Consider the following 16,818-nt stretch of genomic DNA (forward strand, 5'->3'; position numbering starts at 1 on the left):
TTTCCCTCTTTGTGGTGAGCAGCCGAAAATCAATGAATTGATTTTCCTGTTTTTTTTAACGAGCCGTCTGATATTTCTTTTCTATCGACAGGGCGTTGTCGCCAGTATAAAGCCAGTCACGAGGACTGGCTTTTCTTTTGTATCGGCATGTTACTTAATGACTGTCGCTAAGGACGTCTGCGCCCCATAAACAGGCTGACCAGGAACAGAATGATACCGACTATAAAGACAATTTTTGCAGCACCTGCAGCGGTACCGGCCAGACCACCGAAGCCCAGGGCCGCAGCAATCAACGCAATAACCAGAAAAATAATGCCCCAACGAAACATAGACTCTCCTTAACCATAGTGAATCTTATCGCTTCTTCACGGGCGCCAAATGGCTAACCCGCAGGCGATAATGTGTAATGGTGGTACTTATCGCCTCCCGGACTAACCCGGGAAGGCGTTTCGGGTGCTGCCGTTACTTCACTTTCAGATCGTTTTTAACGCTTTTTACGCCTTCGACAGCTTTGGCAATACTTTCAGCCTTCTCAGACTGAGCGGCAGACTTAACCTCGCCGGACAGCTGAACCACGCCGTCAGTGGTTTCTACTTTTATATGGCGCGACGGCACAATGCTGTCGGCCAGCAATTTCGCTTTGATTTCACTGGTCGTTGCTGCATCACCGGCATAACCCTTCACCGACTGCTCTTTAGCGTCACGGACGTGCAGTTTGTCGCTAACCGAGGTCACGCCTTCCACTTTTTTCGCCGTCGCGACTGCCTGCTCGGCCTGCGCCTGGCTCTCAACAAAACCACTCAGGGTGACCACTTTGCTTTCGGTTTTCACCGAAATGTCGGTGCTTTTAATATTTTTGTCGTCTACAAGTGCTGCTTTAACTTTCGCTGTGATGCCGCTGTCGTCCATGAAATTACCGACTTTAGTCATAGAGCTATCGATTTTTTTCCCTGCGCTATCGGCGGTAGATTCCGTTTTATTGAGCATAGTGTCTTCCGCAAAGGCACTGGTGCTTGCCAGTACAGAGCCCAACACAACCGCCAGCAGAGTTTTTGAAATCTTAGTCGTAGTCATCGATTAATTCCTGTAGGTTTGCTCATCATTTGAGCTTTCTCGTTTCCCGTAAGCCGAAAAAAATCAGCTATTAATATTGAGATGACCAGGAAAACGCTAACAAGACACCAGAAAATGATTAATTCCCGGAGCTTTCGTCCAATAAAATTGTCATCGCTTTGTTAAATATAGATCACAATCGTGAAAGTGCATGACCCATCGATGGAAAAAGCAGCAATGACGCAGGATTCGTGGGAAATTAAGAAGATTCTGCAAGGGATTCAAAAGACAGGGAAAGTGAGAAGAGCGCGGCGAAAGCCGCGCTCTGACTGACAATTAGTGCTCGCGCGTTTTACGGAAGGTCACGTCAGGGTAACGTTCCTGAGTTATGTTCAGGTTTACCATCGTTGGTGCGATATAGGTCAGGTTATCGCCGCCATCCAGCGCCAGCTGAACTTCGTTTTTACGTTTGAATTCTTCAAACTTCTTCACGTCGTTCCCTTCAACCCAACGCGCCGTCGCCACGTTGACCGATTCGTAAATCGCTTCCACGTTATATTCGCTTTTCAGGCGAGCGACGACCACGTCGAACTGCAGGACCCCGACCGCGCCCACGATCAGATCGTTGTTGGCAATAGGACGGAAAACCTGCACCGCACCTTCTTCAGAAAGCTGAACCAGGCCTTTAAGCAGCTGCTTCTGCTTGAGCGGATCGCGCAGGCGAATGCGGCGGAACAGCTCTGGGGCGAAGTTCGGAATACCGGTGAACTTCATCATCTCACCTTGGGTGAAGGTGTCGCCGATCTGAATCGTGCCGTGGTTATGCAGGCCGATGATGTCGCCAGGGTAAGCCTCTTCCACGTGGGAGCGGTCACCGGCCATAAAGGTCAGCGCGTCAGAAATAATGACGTCTTTACCGATGCGCACCTGGCGAAGCTTCATGCCCTTCTCATATTTACCGGACACCACGCGCATAAACGCCACGCGGTCGCGGTGTTTCGGATCCATGTTGGCCTGAATCTTAAAGACAAAGCCGGTGAACTTCTCGTCAGCCGCTTCTACCAGGCGCGTGTCGGTTTTACGCGGCATCGGCGCCGGCGCCCAGTCCACCAGGCCATCCAGCATATGATCTACGCCGAAGTTACCCAGCGCGGTACCGAAGAATACCGGGGTAATTTCACCGGCCAGGAACAGCTCGTGATCGAATTCGTTAGAAGCCCCCAGCACCAGTTCCAGTTCGTCACGCAACTGCAGAGCAAGATCTTCGCCCACGGCAGCGTCGAGTTCCGGGTTATTCAACCCTTTCACGATGCGAACTTCCTGAATGGTGTGGCCTTTACCGGTCTGGTAGAGGTAGGTTTCATCTTTATAAAGATGGTAAACCCCTTTGAACAGCTTGCCGCAGCCGATTGGCCAAGTGATTGGCGCACAGCCAATCTTCAGCTCGCGCTCAACCTCATCCAGCACTTCCATCGGGTCGCGGATGTCGCGGTCCAGCTTGTTCATAAAAGTAATGATCGGCGTATCGCGCAGGCGAGTTACTTCCATCAGCTTGCGAGTACGATCTTCTACACCTTTCGCAGCGTCGATAACCATCAGGCAGCAGTCAACGGCGGTCAGGGTACGGTAGGTATCTTCGGAGAAGTCCTCGTGCCCTGGGGTATCCAGCAGGTTAACCAGGCTGTCGCGGTACGGGAACTGCATCACCGAGGTGGTAATCGAGATCCCACGCTGTTTTTCCATCTCCATCCAGTCGGATTTAGCGTGCTGGCTTGAGCCACGGCCTTTTACCGTCCCGGCAGTCTGGATCGCCTGTCCGAACAGCAGCACCTTTTCGGTGATGGTCGTTTTACCGGCATCCGGGTGAGAGATAATGGCAAAAGTGCGGCGTTTCGCCACCTCTTGCAAATAAGGAGACAAAGTCATAATTACATCTTCTGTAAATGCGCGCGGCCTTGAGCCACGCGGCGAGTGAACGTTATTTGGCGGCTATTTTACCCATCATTGCGGGTTTAACAATCAACAATCATGGCTTACACAGCAGTTGCTCCAGTTCACTTAGCGAGGTGACCTGCCAGGTCGGTTCTATTCCTTCCGGCGCGGTACGCCCGTGGGCGTTAAGCCAGCAGGTGGCTATCCCGGCGTTGATGCCGCCCAGAATATCGGATTCTGCCGTGTCGCCGACCATCAAAACGCGGTCGCGCGGCGGCTGGTTCATCTGCTCGAAGGTATAGTCGAAAATACGGCGGTCGGGTTTTGCCACGCCCACCTGCTCGGAGATAACCAGCAGATCGAAATAGTCCCGCAGGCCGGTACGCTCAAGGCGGATTTGCTGCAGCGCGGTGAAGCCGTTGGTGATAATGCCAAGTTTAGCCTTGCCCTTCAGCGCATTAAGCAGAGAAACAGCGCCTGGCAAAGGGGCGCATATTTCAGCCATTGCGGATAAAAAGGCATCGTTAAGCTCTGCTGACGGCACATTAAGCCGTCCGGCCCAATCCTCAAAACGCCTGAGCTGCAGCTGCAGCGCGGTAATCGCGCCGTTCTGGTAATCCACCCACAGCGGCTTGTTCACCGCCTGATATTCCTGGAAATCATCTGCGGTAAAGGTCACGCTGTAGTCGAGAAACATCCGCTGTAAACCGCCGAACGCGTCAAAAGTAAACAGCGTTTCGTCCGCATCAAATAAAATCCAGTCCCAGTTCATCCACACACCTTTTCAATATTAACCGAGGGGAAGCGCCATCACGATTGCGTCTTCCCGACCTTCTTTTGCAGGATAATAGTTGCGACGCACCGTCGCTTCGTTAAAGCCCAGGCTTTCGTACAGCGTTCTTGCCGCGACATTGGAGGCTCGCACCTCCAGCCACAGCGTAAAGACATCTCGCTTCTCAAGCGCCTGAATAAGATGCTCAAGCAGCGCTTTCCCAAGCCCCTGCCGCTGATATGCCGGATCGACCGCGATGTTAAACAGCGTGGCTTCGTCGAGAATGACCTGCGTTACCGCAAAAGCGGCAAGCTTGCCGTCAACGTCCAGCCGTAAATTGAAGTAGCGTTCGCCCTGATTGCTGGCAAACGTTTTTTCACTCCAGGGAAAAGCGTGACTGCGTAGCTCGATGGCGTACGCCGCCGCAATGTCATTCGGCGTCAGGGAAGAAATCGTGTTCATGTTCGCAAATTTGTTGCCACAGCGCCTGTCGCGCGTTGCCATTGTGATAAAGCTCGTCAAGCACGGGGGAAGTCAGCTGCGCGCCGTCCAGCGTTAGCGGCTGCTCCACGCCCAGACGCCAGCTATTGCAGCGGCTATCGGGCGGCATCATCGCAACGCGCTCTGGGGTCAGCTGCATCACTTGCTCAGGGCTTAACGCCATGCTGCGTAAAATGTCCTTCACCAGCGGATCGTTCAGCGCCGGTAGCGCCTCGGCGACCATCACCAAACGCACGCCAGCGGGCAAAGAAACCGCAATTTCCCCCTGTAACGCCGTCGGACGGCGCAGCACCCACTGGGTAATACCCAGCTGCTGTAACTGCCAGTCGCGTCGGGAAGGGGAAGTCATAGCGAAACCTGTCGAGAGCGTAATTAGGGCGGCAAATATAGCAAATTCATCGAATCCACGCCATTAAAGCTCTATAATCCACGCTCTGATTTTCCAGGAGCAATTTGATGAGTGCGTTTACCCCGGCGAGTGAAGTACTGCTGCGCCACAGCGATGATTTTACCGAGAGCCGTGTGTTGTTTGCCGGTGACATGCAAGACGACCTGCCGGCACGTTTCGATACCGCCGCCAGCCGCGCCCACACCCAGCAATTCCACCACTGGCAGGTATTAAGCGCGCAGATGGGTGAGAACGCACGATACGGCCTGGTAGCCGGTGCGGATGACGTTGCCGACAGCAATACGCTTATCTACTACTGGCCGAAAAACAAGCCGGAAGCCCAGTTCCAGCTGATGAACATTCTGTCGCTGATGCCGGTTGGCACCGATGTTTTTGTCGTCGGCGAAAACCGCTCTGGCGTGCGTAGCGCAGAGCAAATTCTGGCTGAAGTTTGCCCGCTGACGAAAATCGACAGCGCGCGCCGCTGCGGTCTGTACCACGGTCGTCTTGAACAGCAACCAGCGTTTGATGAAAACAGCTGGTGGGGCGAATATCCACATGAAGAGATGACGGTGAAAACCCTGCCGGGCGTCTTCAGCCGTGACGGCCTGGATACCGGCAGCAAGCTGCTGCTGTCCACATTGACACCGCACACCAAAGGCAAAGTGCTGGACGTAGGTTGCGGCGCGGGCGTGCTGGCCATCACCCTCGCCAGCCATTCGCCAAAAGTTCGCCTTACGCTGAGCGACGTTAGCGCGCCAGCGGTGGCCGCCAGCCGTGCAACGCTTGCGGCTAACGGCATTGAAGGCGAAGTCATCGCCAGTAACGTTTACTCGGAGATCAACGGTCGTTTCGACATGATTATCTCCAACCCGCCGTTCCACGATGGGATGCAAACCAGCCTTGATGCAGCGCACCAGCTTATTCGCGGTGCAGCACGCCATCTGAACATGGGCGGCGAGCTGCGCATTGTGGCGAACGCCTTCCTTGCCTACCCGAATGTGCTGGACGAAGTGTTTGGCAGCCATGAAGTTATTGCCCAAACCGGCCGCTTCAAGGTCTACCGTGCCGTTCTGACCCGCGCGGGCAAAAAGCGCTAAACACGCTTCGGTGCCGCTTTTTGCATCAGTCAGAAAAGCGGCATCAAATTAAGTGTTGACGAAGCTCAGAAAACATCTAGAATGCGCCTCCGTGGTTGTGATACTTCGGTATTACAGGTATGCGAAGGTGGCGGAATTGGTAGACGCGCTAGCTTCAGGTGTTAGTGTTCTTACGGACGTGAGGGTTCAAGTCCCTCTCTTCGCACCAACACAACCACGAAAGATATCGTTCGCACTGCGCGAAGGTGGCGGAATTGGTAGACGCGCTAGCTTCAGGTGTTAGTGTTCTTACGGACGTGAGGGTTCAAGTCCCTCTCTTCGCACCAATGCGAAGGCGATATCAAAACTCTTCAGGTGCAAGCCTGAAAACTGTGCGAAGGTGGCGGAATTGGTAGACGCGCTAGCTTCAGGTGTTAGTGTCCTTACGGACGTGAGGGTTCAAGTCCCTCTCTTCGCACCACTTCTTACGAAGTGCCCCTCTTTTTTCTCCCCCTATTGTTTATCTCATCGTTCCCAAATTCATCACAATCAGCAGCAATCCGCTGGCAAATGCTACGCACGATGGCAGCAAAACAAAGTGTCTCAAGGTCTTGTGGTACAGCATTAATGCCGTTGCCAACAGCCCTATAACCACCAGCACGCGCCACTGGCTGAAACTGAGATCCAGACAGGCAAGCAGCGCCACGGCAAGCCCCGCCACCATTACACTCCAGCCACCTTCGAGTCGTCGTTGCAGCATCTTCGCGCCCCAATCATGATAATGATAACCAATATCATATGATAAAATTTCTCAATTGTCAGCGTGAAAACGTGCGAGAACTATCGCTGAAATAGCCAGGGTTGACGCGTCATTTAATGACAGATTTTCAGTAAGGTGATAGATTGAGCGCCGGCTTTAGTTAGCCTTATAAAAATTCCAATAGTTGCCAGAAAAGCCGATCGCTCGCTTTTCATTGATACGACACACACAACACCTGACGCGTTTACCCAAGACACAATCGTTCTATGACAGCCCAAACCTGGCGAGCCTTACTCAAAGCAAAGCAGCTGCTTTCTTTACGTTTATTTTTGCTGCTCAATGCCCTGGCAGCCGCTTTTTCGATGTTCTTTCCGCTCCATTCGGCAGTGCGCATAACGCCGCCCGTTATCGCCATTCTGCTCATCAGCCTGGCGCTGCTTGGCTGGCAGATGATGAACAAAAAGCTATTGATTAACCTGAATTTTGTCTCTTTATTTCTCGGGTTATTATGGGCGATACATATTTTCATTAAAAATGCGGCTATCGGGGATCTGGACACCTCATTTCTGGTGATTAGCCTGATGTCGGTGCTTTTTATTGGCGCCATTTCATTTATTAATAATATTGTGCCTTTCCTGCTGCACTGCCTGCCCGCTGCGCTTGTCGTACTTTGTCTGGGCAACGTTGATCAGTGGCTGCGGGTGATTTATTCCATTGCTCTGCCCGCTATCGGGATCGCTATTCAGCATATTATTCAGAAACGTAATGACCGATTCACCCAGCGTCTGATGAATAAGCTGCTCGAAGAAAAAGAAACGCTGACCGATCTCAGCATGCTCGATCCTTTAACCGGCCTTTACAACCGCCGCGGCTTTCAAAACCGCCTGGAGCACATTCAGGCATCCGGTCACGGCAGCCATTACGTTCTGCTGCTGGACATCGACTACTTCAAGTCCTACAACGACCACTACGGCCATGCGATGGGCGATCAGGCGCTGATCCGCGTCTCAGCCGCGATTCGCGATGCCGTGCGTTCAAGGGATATCGTCACGCGCTACGGCGGGGAAGAGTTCATGATTATGCTCACCAACATCGACGCTGAGCGTGCGATGCAGTCGGCCGAAAGGATCCGCCAGCGCGTTTTCGATCTGGATATTCCGCATATGTTTAATAACCAGGTCGCCACCAACGTTACCGTCAGTATCGGGCTCGCACCGTTCATCGAAGGCAGCATAGACGATGCCCTGAGCCTCGCGGATAAAGCGCTTTACCAGGCAAAAAACCGCGGGCGAAACAGCATTCTGACCACCGAAATGGCCACGGTGAGTTAGCGTTGCGATAAACGCGCCAGATCGCAAAAGCCGCCATCAATCCGCAATGGCGGTGAAATCATCTTGCCAGAGAGAGTCCGCATAGTTAGGATTGATAATAATTATCATTTCGATTACTTCCTGACGAGAGTATGGCGCTTCAATCCCTCCAGCTCAGCGATAACAGCGGCTGCTTTGTTCTTCCCTGGTCCCCAACGGCAAGTCCGCTGGCAGATTCGCTGCGGGAGTATTTTGCCGCGCACCGCCCATACTTTAACGACACCATAAAACTAAACGAACCAGCTCCCGCCGTAGCAATGACGCTCAGCGAGTGGCAGCGCCCCGCCACGCTAACCTCTTTGATGGCGGCCTACGGCGACCATATTTATCGTAACCAACCTCAGCTTTCCCGCGAGAACAAACCGCTGAAGTCCCTGTGGGCGCAGTGGTATATCGGCCTGTTAGTGCCGCCGATGATGATGGCGCTGCTAACTCAGCCTAAAGCGCTGAACATTGCTCCTCAGCATCTGCGAGTGGAGTTCCATGAAACGGGCCGGGCTAAATGCTTCTGGATTGACGTGGCTGAAGATTGCCAGGCAAGCAAACTGCCGCTCCACCTGCGGCTGGAGCAGTTTATCGTCGACGGTTTGATGCCCGTTGTGGCGGCGCTGGAAGCCAGCGAAGAGATCAATGCCCGGCTTATCTGGAGCAACACCGGTTACCTGGTGAACTGGTTCTTCGGCGAGCTGAAACCGCTGCTGGATGAGCATAGCCTGGCGACGCTGGTGCATGCCTGCTTCTTTGAAAAGCAGCTCTCATGTGGCAGAGAAAATCCGCTTTACCGCACCGTGATCCCACGTGATGGCGTTTTGGTACGCCGCACCTGCTGCCAGCGCTACAAGCTGCCCGACGTCCAACGCTGCGGCGACTGTACTCTCAAATAGCAAACGGCGGGTTTCCCCGCCGTTCTTCATTTAGCTAAACCATTAAGCCAGCTGCTGACTCCCTTCCTCGCTCGCTCTCTGTGCTTCTTCTTTCTCCTGCTCCAGCAGCTGCTTCTCGTACACTTTGAAGAACGGGAAGTAGATGATGGACGAAACGCAGGCCAGCAGAATCACCAGAATCGCCGCACGGAAGTCCCAACCCAGCGCCCAGGCAGCACCGATTGGCGCAGGCGCGGTCCAGGGCACAACGGAAATCACGCGGCCAATCAGATCCAGCTTCATCGCACCCCAGGCCAGCACGGCGTTAACCATAGGCGCCAGCAGGAACGGAATGAAGAACACCGGGTTCATCACAATTGGCGTACCGAAGATCACCGGCTCGTTAATGTTAAAGCAGGTTGGCACAATGCTCAGGCGACCAATAGAACGCAAGTGGGCAGATTTACTGCGCAGATAGCAGATAACCAGCCCCATTGTCGCCCCGGAACCGCCGACCACGATGAAGAAGGTCCAGAACGCTTCCATAAAGATATGCGGCAGCGGTGCGCCGGCCGCCAGCGCGCCCTGGTTCAGGCCCAGATTGGTCAGCCAGAACATCTGCAGCATCCCGGAAACAATTGCTGCCCCGTGAATACCCGCAAACCACAGCAGGTGAGCAATCAATACGGCTAGCAGAATCGCTGGCAGAGAATCCGCGGCGGACACCAGCGGTTTGAACAGCGCCATAATGGCCTGCGGGATCAGCATATCGAACTGAGACTGAATAAACAGACTCAGCGGATACAGCGTCAGCACCACAACCAGCACCGGGATCAGCAGGTCAAAGGAGTTTTTGATCATCGGCGGCACCTGGTCCGGCAGCTTGATGCCGATGTTGTGTGCCTTCAGGAAACGCATCATCTCTACGCAATAAATCGCCACCAGAATCGCAGTGAAGATCCCGGTGCCGCCCAGGCTGTCCACCGGCAGCGTGCCTTTGGTTTTCGGGGCAGCAACGACCAGGAAAGCCATCAACGACAGCATCGCGCACATGAAAGGATCAAGCCCGTGCGATTTGACGTAATGTTTGCCGAGGTTGTAGGCGATGGCCGCGCAAATGTAGATAGACATGATGCCCATCGTCATATCGAACGGCGTTAAAATTTGCCCCTCAAACTGCTTCGCCAGGTCGAGCCAGGCCCGAGCAAAACCCCAGGTGGTGGTTGGCGAAAACGGCGGATAAGCAAAGACCAGCAGGAACGAACCAACAATCATGAACGGCATCGCAGAGATAAAGCCGTCGCGAATAGCCATGACGTGGCGCTGTGAAGAAATACGGCCAGCAATCGGGCTAACGTAGTTTTCAACAAAACGAAAAATTAAATTAAATGCAGCATGGTTGGAAGACATATTGGCTCTCCTGTCAGGCTATCAACGCGAGTGCGTCGGCGAGAATTCTGTCGCCGCGCATCATTCCGTAATCCATAGAGTTAATGACCGTGACCGGGATCCGTTTGGGCGCGGCCTGAGCCTTAAAATCTTCCAGACGGTATTTGATCTGCGGACCGAGTAAACAGCAATCAAATTCAGGCATAACATCCGTGAACTCTTCGATACCCACCGCCTTGATCTCAACCTCAATCTGTTGAGCCTGGGCGGCCTGTTTCATCCTGTTCACGACCATACTGGTAGACATACCAGCGGCACAGCATAAAAGGATACGTTTCATAGACGACTCTTATTATTAGGTACAGGGGGTGGTTACAGGGTTCAGTATTCCTCGCGGAATTTATTACTGCAACCGGTTACCGCAACCGGTTTCAGTGATTGTGAAGGAGATCCAGAAATTTCTGACAAGGCGGGTATGAGATAAGTATAAGCGGTTTACAGAAAGCACAAGCTTATGCGAAATTATTTGCCACCTGGATCAGGAGAAAATCATGAGTTTGCAGTCCGTGCGGCAATTCTTCGCCGACCATGCCCCCGATATAGATATCATCGAGCTAAACCAAAGCACCGCTACCGTCGCGCTTGCCGCTGCCGCCCACAATGTGGCGCCCGGGCAAATTGCCAAAACGCTCTCATTAAAAGTCAAAAACGACATTATTCTGATCGTCGCGAAGGGCGATGCTCGTCTTGATAATAAGAAACTTAAAGAAGCATTTGGCGCCAAAGCGCGCATGCTCAGCAGCGATGAAGTGGTGAACTGGACCGGGCATCCGGTGGGGGGCGTTTGCCCTTTCGGCCTGGAAAACCCGCTGGCGGTGTTCTGCGACATTTCACTGCGCCAGTACGATGAAGTGCTGCCCGCCGCAGGGGCCATCCACAGCGCCGTCCGCATTTCACCTGAACGTATGGCCGAACTCACCCACGCCAAATGGGTGGACGTTTGTCAGTAAGTTTGCTGCAGCCGGAGGCAACAGACTTTCGGCTGAGTTAACGCTCCAGCCCGGTGATACGCTTGCGATACTCATCCGGCGTTTCCTGGGTTAGGCGGCGGAACATAGTAATAAACGCCGATGAACTGCCGTAACCCAGCTCAAACGCGATACTCTCGACGGTCCATCCCTCGGCCAGCAAAGGTATCGCTTTCACAATTCTTAGCCTCTGCCGCCACTCCGCCAGCGTCATACCCAGCTCCCGCTGGCAACGTCTCATCAACGTTCGCTCACTGGTATTGGCCAAAGCCGCCAGCGCCGACACGGAGCGGCTATCGCCCGGGTTTTGTTCCAGAACGTTAAGCACTCGCTGAACAACAGGATCGTCCGACCCTGGCAAATAGTCCCCCACCCTTTCGGCCTTAATCAGCCTGTCAACCAGCACACGCAATAATCGCGACTCCTCTTCAGAAGGAGGGCTCCCCGGCGGGTTAAGGTGTAAATGCTCGAGCATCGCCCTGACGAGGGATGTAATAACCATGACGGTCACCTGCTGTGGAAACGCTGCGCACTCCGCGAGGCTGACATACACGGAGCTGTGCCACGCCTCCATCCGATTTTGCGCAAGATGCTTCGTGTCCGGCGGCAGCCAGATACCGTACTGAGACGGCACCACATAGTGTCCTCCGGCATACTGCACTTCCACGACGCCGCTCACCGCCGAGACAAATTCCCCCCAGGGGTGGCTATGCTCCAGATACAAACCGTGCGCGGGCATCGGCGCGCTGCGAAAGTACAGCGTGGCCGGAAGCTCGCCGGTAAAAGGCGCGATTAAGATGCTGGGCATTTTCTTTGGCACGGATATTCACCTTCAAGGTCGTCGAGAAAACATTGACCGAAACGCACAATGGCATGGCGGTTTCTCACTATATCAAGCATATCTACCCGATTGATAATGCGTTTTTCGGGAGAAAACGCATGTCTAAATACAAGACCATAGACCGACTGGCCGTCGCCGGGATGATCGCCCTCTGCCTGATATGGAGCCTGCAGCAGCCCGGCCTGAAAGCCACGGCGGAGGACGCCAGTCCCATCCTACAGATCGCCTTACGTTCCGGTATAGGCGCGGGGCTGGTCGCGCTTTATATGCTGTTGAGAAAAGAGAAAATTCAGTACGCCTCCCTGCCCTGGCTTGCCGGCGCGGGAGCCGGAGTTCTGTTTGCGCTCGAGTATTTGTTTCTTGGCGTCGGCCTGCGTTACACCAGCGCCGCGCACGGCGTCGTTTTTCTTTATACCGCACCGCTGTTTGCCGCAGTGGGCCTGCACTTTACGCTTCGCTCTGAGCGCCTGACGCCGGTACAGTGGCTCGGGATCGTGCTGGCATTTATCGGCGTAATTGTCACATTTTCAGCGCCAGACGGCGGGCAATCATCGCTTTTCGGCGATCTCCTTTGCCTGCTTTCCGGCGCCTCATGGGGCGCGACCACCGTGTTGGTTCGCACCTCCCGTCTGGCCCAGGTTTCCGCCGCCCAAACGACGCTGTTCCAGCTTGCGGGGGCTTTTGTTGTGCTGTTTGCGGCTTCGTTCTTGCTGGGGCAAACCCGCTTTAACCCAACGCCGCTGCTGCTGACCAATATGGTCTTTCAGTCTGTGGTTGTTTCCTTCCTGAGCCTGCTTATCTGGTTTGCTTTGCTGCGCCGCTACCAGGCTTCTGCGCTCGGCGCCTTCTCTTTTGTGACGCCGCTGCTCGGGGTAGTGTTTGGCGCCTGGTTATTGAATGAAAAGATAAACTCCGGTTTTCTGCTAGGCTCGGTTTTCGTCATCGGCGGCATTGTCTGCGTGAGCTGCAATCAATGGCTGGAAAAAATAATAGCGTTTCATCGCCGGGGATAGTGACGCAAAGCTTGATCTAACGCGGCTAATGAAGCGATGCGCTCATGTTAAATGAATAAACGTTAAGCGTATTTCATTCTCTTTGGTCAGGATCAAGCATGCAGCCAGATGTTGCTTCCCAGCGGGACGTCACTCGTTTATGTATTCAATGTGCGCTCTTTTTACTGCAGCACGGGGCCGAAAGCGCGCTGGTAGAGGAGCTTTCAACCCGCCTTGGCAAAGCGCTGGGGATGGACAGCGTGGAAAGCTCAATCTCCGCTAACGCCATTGTGCTTAGCACCATTAAAGACAATCAGTGCCTGACGACCACCCGCAAAAATAACGATCGCGGGATCAACATGCACGTCGTGACGGAAGTACAGCACATCGTGATCCTCACCGAGCACAAGCTGCTCGATGCCAGGGACGTTCTCAAACGCTTCGAACACATCAAACCGCTGCGCTACCCGCGCTGGCTGGTCGTCCTGATGGTGGGCCTTTCCTGCGGCTGCTTCTGTAAACTGAACAACGGCGGCTGGGACGGGGCACTTGTCGCCTTTATCGCCAGTTCGTTGGCGATGTATGTGCGCCAGTTGCTCACCCACCGCCAGCTTCACCCGCAGATCAACTTCTGCATCACCGCGTTTGTCGCCACTACCGCTTCGGGCTTGCTTATCGCCAAAGGTCCGTTTGCCGCCACATCTAATATTGCGATGGCCGCGAGCGTATTATTACTCGTCCCCGGTTTCCCGCTGATTAACGCCGTGGCCGACATGTTCAAAGGCCACGTTAACACCGGGCTTGCTCGCTGGGCGATGGCCAGCCTGCTCACGCTAGCCACCTGCATCGGCGTGGTGATGGCGATGGCGGTATGGGGGCTAAGAGGATGGGCATAATTGAGTTTGTTCTGTCCCTGCTCCAGGATATGGCGCTGTCTGCCGTTCCGGCGGTGGGCTTTGCATTAGTCTTTAACGTGCCTCAGCGCGCCCTGCCATACTGTGGCCTCCTCGGCGCCATCGGCCACGGCTCGCGTATGGCGATGATGACGGCGGGTTTAAACATCGAATGGAGCACTTTTCTGGCCTCGATTCTGGTGGGCATCATTGGTATTCAGTGGTCACGCTGGTATCTTGCGCATCCAAAGGTCTTTACCGTTGCGGCCGTCATTCCTATGTTTCCGGGGATCTACGCCTACACCGCGATGATCTCGGCGGTAAAATTGACGCACTTTGGCTACAGCGACCCGCTGATGATCCAGCTGGTGACTAACTTCTTAAAAGCGTCATTTATCGTGGGTGCGCTGTCCATCGGGCTCTCGCTTCCGGGGCTGTGGCTTTATCGCAAAAAGCCCCGGGTATGATCGCCCAGACAAAAACGCTCAAAATAAAATTTGCTATTTAATCGCGCACTATCTATATTGAGAACCATGAAGAAGACATCGACCGAAACGAACGCCCTGCTGCTGGACAACCAGCTTTGCTTCGCGCTCTACTCCGCCAACCTGGCGGTGAACAAGCTCTACCGCCAGCTGCTTGCGCCGCTGCAGCTCACCTATCCGCAATATCTGGTGATGCTGGTGCTGTGGGAGCAGGACGATGTCACGGTATCGCAAATCGGCGAACGGCTGTTTTTAGATTCAGCCACCTTAACGCCCTTGCTGAAACGCCTGGAAAGCGCCGGACTCTTATTACGCCAGCGCTCCCGGGAAGATGAGCGTCAGGTTGCCGTGACGCTGACTCAGGAAGGGAAAGCGCTGCAGGAAAAAGCGCTGGGCATTCCAGATTCTGTCCGCTGTGCTTCGGCCTGCAGCGTGGACAGTATGCTGGCGCTAAAGGCGCAGCTGGAAACCTTGCGCAGTAATTTAAATACGTAATAATTAATCGTCGATACTGTCGGCGATTTTTAAAACACCATATAAATCGCACGCTATTTTATAGCACATATAAATGTAAGATGAGGAACCTGCCATGTCTTTAGAAAAAGTCGTTTACACCGCAAAAGCCAAAGCCACCGGTGGCCGTGAAGGTCGTGCAACCTCTTCCGACGGCGTACTGGATGTCAAACTGGGCCTGCCAAAAGAGATGGGCGGCGCGGGCGGTGAAGTCACCAACCCTGAGCAGCTGTTCGCTGCGGGCTACTCCGCGTGCTTCCTGGGCGCGATGAAGTTTGTCTCCGGCCGCGACAAAATCTCCATGCCGTCTGATGCTTTCATCGAAGGTGAAGTCGGCATCGGGCCACTGCCAACCGGTTTCGGTATCGAAGCGAAGCTGAACATCCACCTGCCGGGTATGGACGCTGCTGAAGCGAAGAAACTGGTCGATGCGGCACACATCGTTTGCCCATACTCCAACGCAACCCGCGGCAACATTGACGTGACCCTGAACATCATCAACTGATGTGAACTGATGTAACGAGCCGGGGAAACCCGGCTTTTTCATGTGAATCCCCGGTTTAAGACAACTCTCAATCCCCCTGCTTCCGGCCAAAGCGCTATACTCACGCCTGAAATCTCCTGCTCCGCAGGCAAACAAAGCGAGTATCACAAGATGAAAGCAAGGAACAAAACGCTCTGCGCAATAGCCCTGGCAGCAACCTTTTTCGCCGGCGAGGCTTCGGCAGCAAACTGGCAGGAACAACTTTCCAGCGCCGCCAATGAACTGACTAAAAACGGCAATGCGACCACCAGCAACGGCGCTCAAAACGGCGGTCTTTCTCTCTCCTCACTGACCAGCCTGCTGAACGGCAACAACAAGTCGCTTAGCTCAAGCACGATGACCAACGCCGCCGGCGTGATGGAATACTGCGCAAAGAACAAGCTGGCTTCCGTCACCAATACCGACAACATCAAAAACCAGCTGATGACCAAGCTGGGGCTGGAAAGCAGCACCAAGCCTGCCGACAAGCAGGACTACAACCAGGGTCTGATGGGCTTGCTGAATACGGCCAATGGCCAGAAGCTGGACCTGAACAGCATTGGCAACTCGCCGCTGGCCGAAAAGGTGAAAACCAAAGCCTGCGATTTGGTGCTAAAACAGGGCATGAATTACCTGTCGTAACGGCATAAAAAAAGGCCTCTTGTTAGAGGCCATTTTTCTTTAGTTTGCCAGCGAGCAGCTGTAGTCCAGCATCTCTTCCGCCGAGCCCTGGTTACCGCCCAGCAGCTGGCGAGGGTTGGCTAACAGCACCACATCCCCTTTCGCCGTCACCACCCGTGCCAGACCAAAGTTTTCCATCTCATCATTCTCAGCCTTCACGTACTCCGCCAAAACGGTAAACGGGTTCGCGTCTGCCGGGACTTTTCTCGCCAGATATTTATGGCCGAGGATCTCCTCCCCAAACGGCTGCCACTGGTCACCTACCTTATCGGCAAGCTGGTTAATGGCTTGATACACCTCAGGGCGCAGGCAGGACAGGTGAATATGCAGCTGGTTCTGAGAGCGCCCGTAGCGGGAATTGATCGCCAGCACCAAATCATCATCTCGAACCGCTTTTGTGGTCTCATCCAGCAGGAAATGGCGGTTATCCCACGCGTCCTGGAAGTAGTTTGGCGCGCCGTTTTCGAGGATCTTCGGGCTCTCGATGCCGGTGATTTTGTCCGTCGGCATCAGCAGCGTATGCAACGGGCCTTTCGCATCTTTAAACACCAGATAACGCCCGGCCAAATCGACTTTCAGACAAGGCGCCGGTGAGTTGTGCTGCTGCTGATTGGGAATGCACTGCTGGCTGATAATATTCCAGAGAGCATCACTGTGACGATGCAACAGCCACAGGCGGATTGCGACGGCAGCCACCAGCAAAATCAGCAGCACAACCACCACGCGCAGGATCTTTTTCATGTCAGGTTTTCCTT

General features: G+C 54.1%; 21 protein-coding genes and 3 tRNA genes. 13 read left to right on the forward strand and 11 right to left on the reverse strand.

What is annotated here, in order from left to right; translation table 11 throughout:
- Positions 1-167: 167 nt before the first annotated feature.
- The 6 genes from CNE01S_RS24545 to CNE01S_RS15945 form a co-directional block, all read right to left on the reverse strand.
- The gene (locus CNE01S_RS24545; protein WP_007373037.1) at positions 168-329 is read right to left on the reverse strand and encodes a DUF1328 domain-containing protein; all 162 of its coding nucleotides are present in this window, start codon (positions 327-329) and stop codon (positions 168-170) included.
- Between the two features lie 133 nt (positions 330-462).
- On the reverse strand, positions 463-1,074 hold the full coding sequence (osmY, locus tag CNE01S_RS15925; RefSeq protein ID WP_061277292.1) for a molecular chaperone OsmY: 612 nt from the start codon (positions 1,072-1,074) through the stop codon (positions 463-465).
- Between the two features lie 315 nt (positions 1,075-1,389).
- The gene (prfC, locus tag CNE01S_RS15930; protein ID WP_061277293.1) at positions 1,390-2,979 is read right to left on the reverse strand and encodes a peptide chain release factor 3; all 1,590 of its coding nucleotides are present in this window, start codon (positions 2,977-2,979) and stop codon (positions 1,390-1,392) included.
- A gap of 100 nt (positions 2,980-3,079) precedes the next feature.
- Complete coding sequence (gene yjjG, locus CNE01S_RS15935; RefSeq protein WP_061277294.1) at positions 3,080-3,757, reverse strand: pyrimidine 5'-nucleotidase; 678 nt, start codon at positions 3,755-3,757, stop codon at positions 3,080-3,082.
- An 18-nt stretch (positions 3,758-3,775) separates the two neighbouring features.
- On the reverse strand, positions 3,776-4,219 hold the full coding sequence (gene rimI / locus CNE01S_RS15940) for a ribosomal protein S18-alanine N-acetyltransferase (RefSeq protein WP_061277295.1): 444 nt from the start codon (positions 4,217-4,219) through the stop codon (positions 3,776-3,778).
- A complete protein-coding gene (locus tag CNE01S_RS15945) occupies positions 4,188-4,607 on the reverse strand; it encodes a DNA polymerase III subunit psi (protein ID WP_061277296.1) in 420 nt (139 codons plus the stop codon). Before CNE01S_RS15945 ends, rimI begins: the two co-directional genes overlap by 32 nt.
- Before the next feature lie 107 nt (positions 4,608-4,714).
- Here CNE01S_RS15945 and rsmC point away from each other — a divergent pair, with 107 nt between their 5' ends.
- From rsmC to CNE01S_RS15965, 4 genes are all read left to right on the forward strand, one after another.
- Complete coding sequence (gene rsmC / locus CNE01S_RS15950) at positions 4,715-5,746, forward strand: 16S rRNA (guanine(1207)-N(2))-methyltransferase RsmC (RefSeq protein ID WP_061277297.1); 1,032 nt, start codon at positions 4,715-4,717, stop codon at positions 5,744-5,746.
- A 121-nt stretch (positions 5,747-5,867) separates the two neighbouring features.
- Positions 5,868-5,954 (forward strand) — tRNA-Leu (locus tag CNE01S_RS15955).
- A gap of 31 nt (positions 5,955-5,985) precedes the next feature.
- Positions 5,986-6,072, forward strand: a tRNA-Leu gene (locus tag CNE01S_RS15960).
- Positions 6,073-6,119: 47 nt separating this feature from the next.
- Positions 6,120-6,206, forward strand: a tRNA-Leu gene (locus CNE01S_RS15965).
- A 39-nt stretch (positions 6,207-6,245) separates the two neighbouring features.
- On the opposite strand, the gene CNE01S_RS15970 is transcribed toward CNE01S_RS15965, so the two are convergent.
- Positions 6,246-6,485 (reverse strand): DUF1435 domain-containing protein, encoded by a 240-nt coding sequence (locus tag CNE01S_RS15970; protein WP_061277298.1) that lies wholly within the window; start codon positions 6,483-6,485, stop codon positions 6,246-6,248.
- 266 nt (positions 6,486-6,751) lie between these two features.
- Here CNE01S_RS15970 and CNE01S_RS15975 point away from each other — a divergent pair, with 266 nt between their 5' ends.
- Positions 6,752-7,816, forward strand: coding sequence for a GGDEF domain-containing protein (locus tag CNE01S_RS15975; RefSeq protein WP_061277299.1), 1,065 nt, complete (start codon positions 6,752-6,754; stop codon positions 7,814-7,816).
- Positions 7,817-7,947: 131 nt separating this feature from the next.
- The gene (gene fhuF, locus CNE01S_RS15980) at positions 7,948-8,739 is read left to right on the forward strand and encodes a siderophore-iron reductase FhuF (RefSeq protein ID WP_061277300.1); all 792 of its coding nucleotides are present in this window, start codon (positions 7,948-7,950) and stop codon (positions 8,737-8,739) included.
- A gap of 42 nt (positions 8,740-8,781) precedes the next feature.
- Here the strand turns inward: fhuF and CNE01S_RS15985 are convergent, their stop codons facing one another.
- Both CNE01S_RS15985 and CNE01S_RS15990 read right to left on the reverse strand, forming a co-directional pair.
- On the reverse strand, positions 8,782-10,128 hold the full coding sequence (locus tag CNE01S_RS15985) for a PTS cellobiose transporter subunit IIC (protein ID WP_008460071.1): 1,347 nt from the start codon (positions 10,126-10,128) through the stop codon (positions 8,782-8,784).
- A 13-nt stretch (positions 10,129-10,141) separates the two neighbouring features.
- Positions 10,142-10,447, reverse strand: a complete 306-nt coding sequence (locus CNE01S_RS15990) for a PTS sugar transporter subunit IIB (protein ID WP_061277301.1) — start codon at positions 10,445-10,447, stop codon at positions 10,142-10,144.
- 211 nt (positions 10,448-10,658) lie between these two features.
- Between CNE01S_RS15990 and CNE01S_RS15995 the strand changes: the two genes are divergently transcribed.
- Complete coding sequence (locus CNE01S_RS15995; RefSeq protein WP_061277302.1) at positions 10,659-11,117, forward strand: YbaK/EbsC family protein; 459 nt, start codon at positions 10,659-10,661, stop codon at positions 11,115-11,117.
- A 37-nt stretch (positions 11,118-11,154) separates the two neighbouring features.
- Here CNE01S_RS15995 and CNE01S_RS16000 read toward each other — a convergent pair whose 3' ends face one another.
- Positions 11,155-11,955 carry an AraC family transcriptional regulator gene (locus tag CNE01S_RS16000; RefSeq protein ID WP_217495789.1) on the reverse strand — a complete coding sequence of 267 codons (801 nt, stop codon included), beginning with the start codon at positions 11,953-11,955 and terminating at the stop codon, positions 11,155-11,157.
- A 119-nt stretch (positions 11,956-12,074) separates the two neighbouring features.
- Here CNE01S_RS16000 and CNE01S_RS16005 point away from each other — a divergent pair, with 119 nt between their 5' ends.
- From CNE01S_RS16005 to CNE01S_RS16030, 6 genes are all read left to right on the forward strand, one after another.
- On the forward strand, positions 12,075-12,989 hold the full coding sequence (locus CNE01S_RS16005; RefSeq protein ID WP_061277346.1) for a DMT family transporter: 915 nt from the start codon (positions 12,075-12,077) through the stop codon (positions 12,987-12,989).
- A gap of 98 nt (positions 12,990-13,087) precedes the next feature.
- A complete protein-coding gene (locus CNE01S_RS16010) occupies positions 13,088-13,864 on the forward strand; it encodes a threonine/serine exporter family protein (protein WP_061277303.1) in 777 nt (258 codons plus the stop codon).
- Entirely contained in the window at positions 13,855-14,328 is a 474-nt protein-coding gene (locus CNE01S_RS16015) for a threonine/serine exporter (protein WP_061277304.1), read from the forward strand. The genes CNE01S_RS16010 and CNE01S_RS16015 overlap by 10 nt, the downstream gene beginning before the upstream one ends.
- A 66-nt stretch (positions 14,329-14,394) precedes the next feature.
- Positions 14,395-14,841: a MarR family winged helix-turn-helix transcriptional regulator gene (locus tag CNE01S_RS16020; protein ID WP_039290014.1), complete on the forward strand. Its 447-nt coding sequence runs from the start codon at positions 14,395-14,397 to the stop codon at positions 14,839-14,841.
- Positions 14,842-14,935: 94 nt separating this feature from the next.
- Complete coding sequence (locus tag CNE01S_RS16025; protein WP_008460060.1) at positions 14,936-15,364, forward strand: organic hydroperoxide resistance protein; 429 nt, start codon at positions 14,936-14,938, stop codon at positions 15,362-15,364.
- A gap of 150 nt (positions 15,365-15,514) precedes the next feature.
- Complete coding sequence (locus CNE01S_RS16030; RefSeq protein WP_061277305.1) at positions 15,515-16,024, forward strand: YjjA family protein; 510 nt, start codon at positions 15,515-15,517, stop codon at positions 16,022-16,024.
- A 39-nt stretch (positions 16,025-16,063) separates the two neighbouring features.
- Here the strand turns inward: CNE01S_RS16030 and CNE01S_RS16035 are convergent, their stop codons facing one another.
- The gene (locus CNE01S_RS16035) at positions 16,064-16,804 is read right to left on the reverse strand and encodes a CDP-diacylglycerol diphosphatase (RefSeq protein WP_061277306.1); all 741 of its coding nucleotides are present in this window, start codon (positions 16,802-16,804) and stop codon (positions 16,064-16,066) included.
- Between the last annotated feature and the right edge of the window lie 14 nt (positions 16,805-16,818).

The organism is Cedecea neteri NBRC 105707 = ATCC 33855 (genome assembly GCF_001571265.1).
Classification (GTDB): domain Bacteria; phylum Pseudomonadota; class Gammaproteobacteria; order Enterobacterales; family Enterobacteriaceae; genus Cedecea; species Cedecea neteri.

Bases quoted from the DNA above. Each gene is read 5' to 3' on its own strand.
- CNE01S_RS24545 (WP_007373037.1), bottom strand. From the start codon at position 329: ATGTTTCGTTGGGGCATTATTTTTCTGGTTATTGCGTTGATTGCTGCG.
- osmY (WP_061277292.1), bottom strand. From the start codon at position 1,074: ATGACTACGACTAAGATTTCAAAAACTCTGCTGGCGGTTGTGTTGGGC.
- prfC (WP_061277293.1), bottom strand. From the start codon at position 2,979: ATGACTTTGTCTCCTTATTTGCAAGAGGTGGCGAAACGCCGCACTTTT.
- yjjG (WP_061277294.1), bottom strand. From the start codon at position 3,757: ATGAACTGGGACTGGATTTTATTTGATGCGGACGAAACGCTGTTTACT.
- rimI (WP_061277295.1), bottom strand. From the start codon at position 4,219: ATGAACACGATTTCTTCCCTGACGCCGAATGACATTGCGGCGGCGTAC.
- CNE01S_RS15945 (WP_061277296.1), bottom strand. From the start codon at position 4,607: ATGACTTCCCCTTCCCGACGCGACTGGCAGTTACAGCAGCTGGGTATT.
- rsmC (WP_061277297.1), top strand. From the start codon at position 4,715: ATGAGTGCGTTTACCCCGGCGAGTGAAGTACTGCTGCGCCACAGCGAT.
- CNE01S_RS15970 (WP_061277298.1), bottom strand. From the start codon at position 6,485: ATGCTGCAACGACGACTCGAAGGTGGCTGGAGTGTAATGGTGGCGGGG.
- CNE01S_RS15975 (WP_061277299.1), top strand. From the start codon at position 6,752: ATGACAGCCCAAACCTGGCGAGCCTTACTCAAAGCAAAGCAGCTGCTT.
- fhuF (WP_061277300.1), top strand. From the start codon at position 7,948: ATGGCGCTTCAATCCCTCCAGCTCAGCGATAACAGCGGCTGCTTTGTT.
- CNE01S_RS15985 (WP_008460071.1), bottom strand. From the start codon at position 10,128: ATGTCTTCCAACCATGCTGCATTTAATTTAATTTTTCGTTTTGTTGAA.
- CNE01S_RS15990 (WP_061277301.1), bottom strand. From the start codon at position 10,447: ATGAAACGTATCCTTTTATGCTGTGCCGCTGGTATGTCTACCAGTATG.
- CNE01S_RS15995 (WP_061277302.1), top strand. From the start codon at position 10,659: ATGAGTTTGCAGTCCGTGCGGCAATTCTTCGCCGACCATGCCCCCGAT.
- CNE01S_RS16005 (WP_061277346.1), top strand. From the start codon at position 12,075: ATGTCTAAATACAAGACCATAGACCGACTGGCCGTCGCCGGGATGATC.
- CNE01S_RS16010 (WP_061277303.1), top strand. From the start codon at position 13,088: ATGCAGCCAGATGTTGCTTCCCAGCGGGACGTCACTCGTTTATGTATT.
- CNE01S_RS16015 (WP_061277304.1), top strand. From the start codon at position 13,855: ATGGGCATAATTGAGTTTGTTCTGTCCCTGCTCCAGGATATGGCGCTG.
- CNE01S_RS16020 (WP_039290014.1), top strand. From the start codon at position 14,395: ATGAAGAAGACATCGACCGAAACGAACGCCCTGCTGCTGGACAACCAG.
- CNE01S_RS16025 (WP_008460060.1), top strand. From the start codon at position 14,936: ATGTCTTTAGAAAAAGTCGTTTACACCGCAAAAGCCAAAGCCACCGGT.
- CNE01S_RS16030 (WP_061277305.1), top strand. From the start codon at position 15,515: ATGAAAGCAAGGAACAAAACGCTCTGCGCAATAGCCCTGGCAGCAACC.
- CNE01S_RS16035 (WP_061277306.1), bottom strand. From the start codon at position 16,804: ATGAAAAAGATCCTGCGCGTGGTGGTTGTGCTGCTGATTTTGCTGGTG.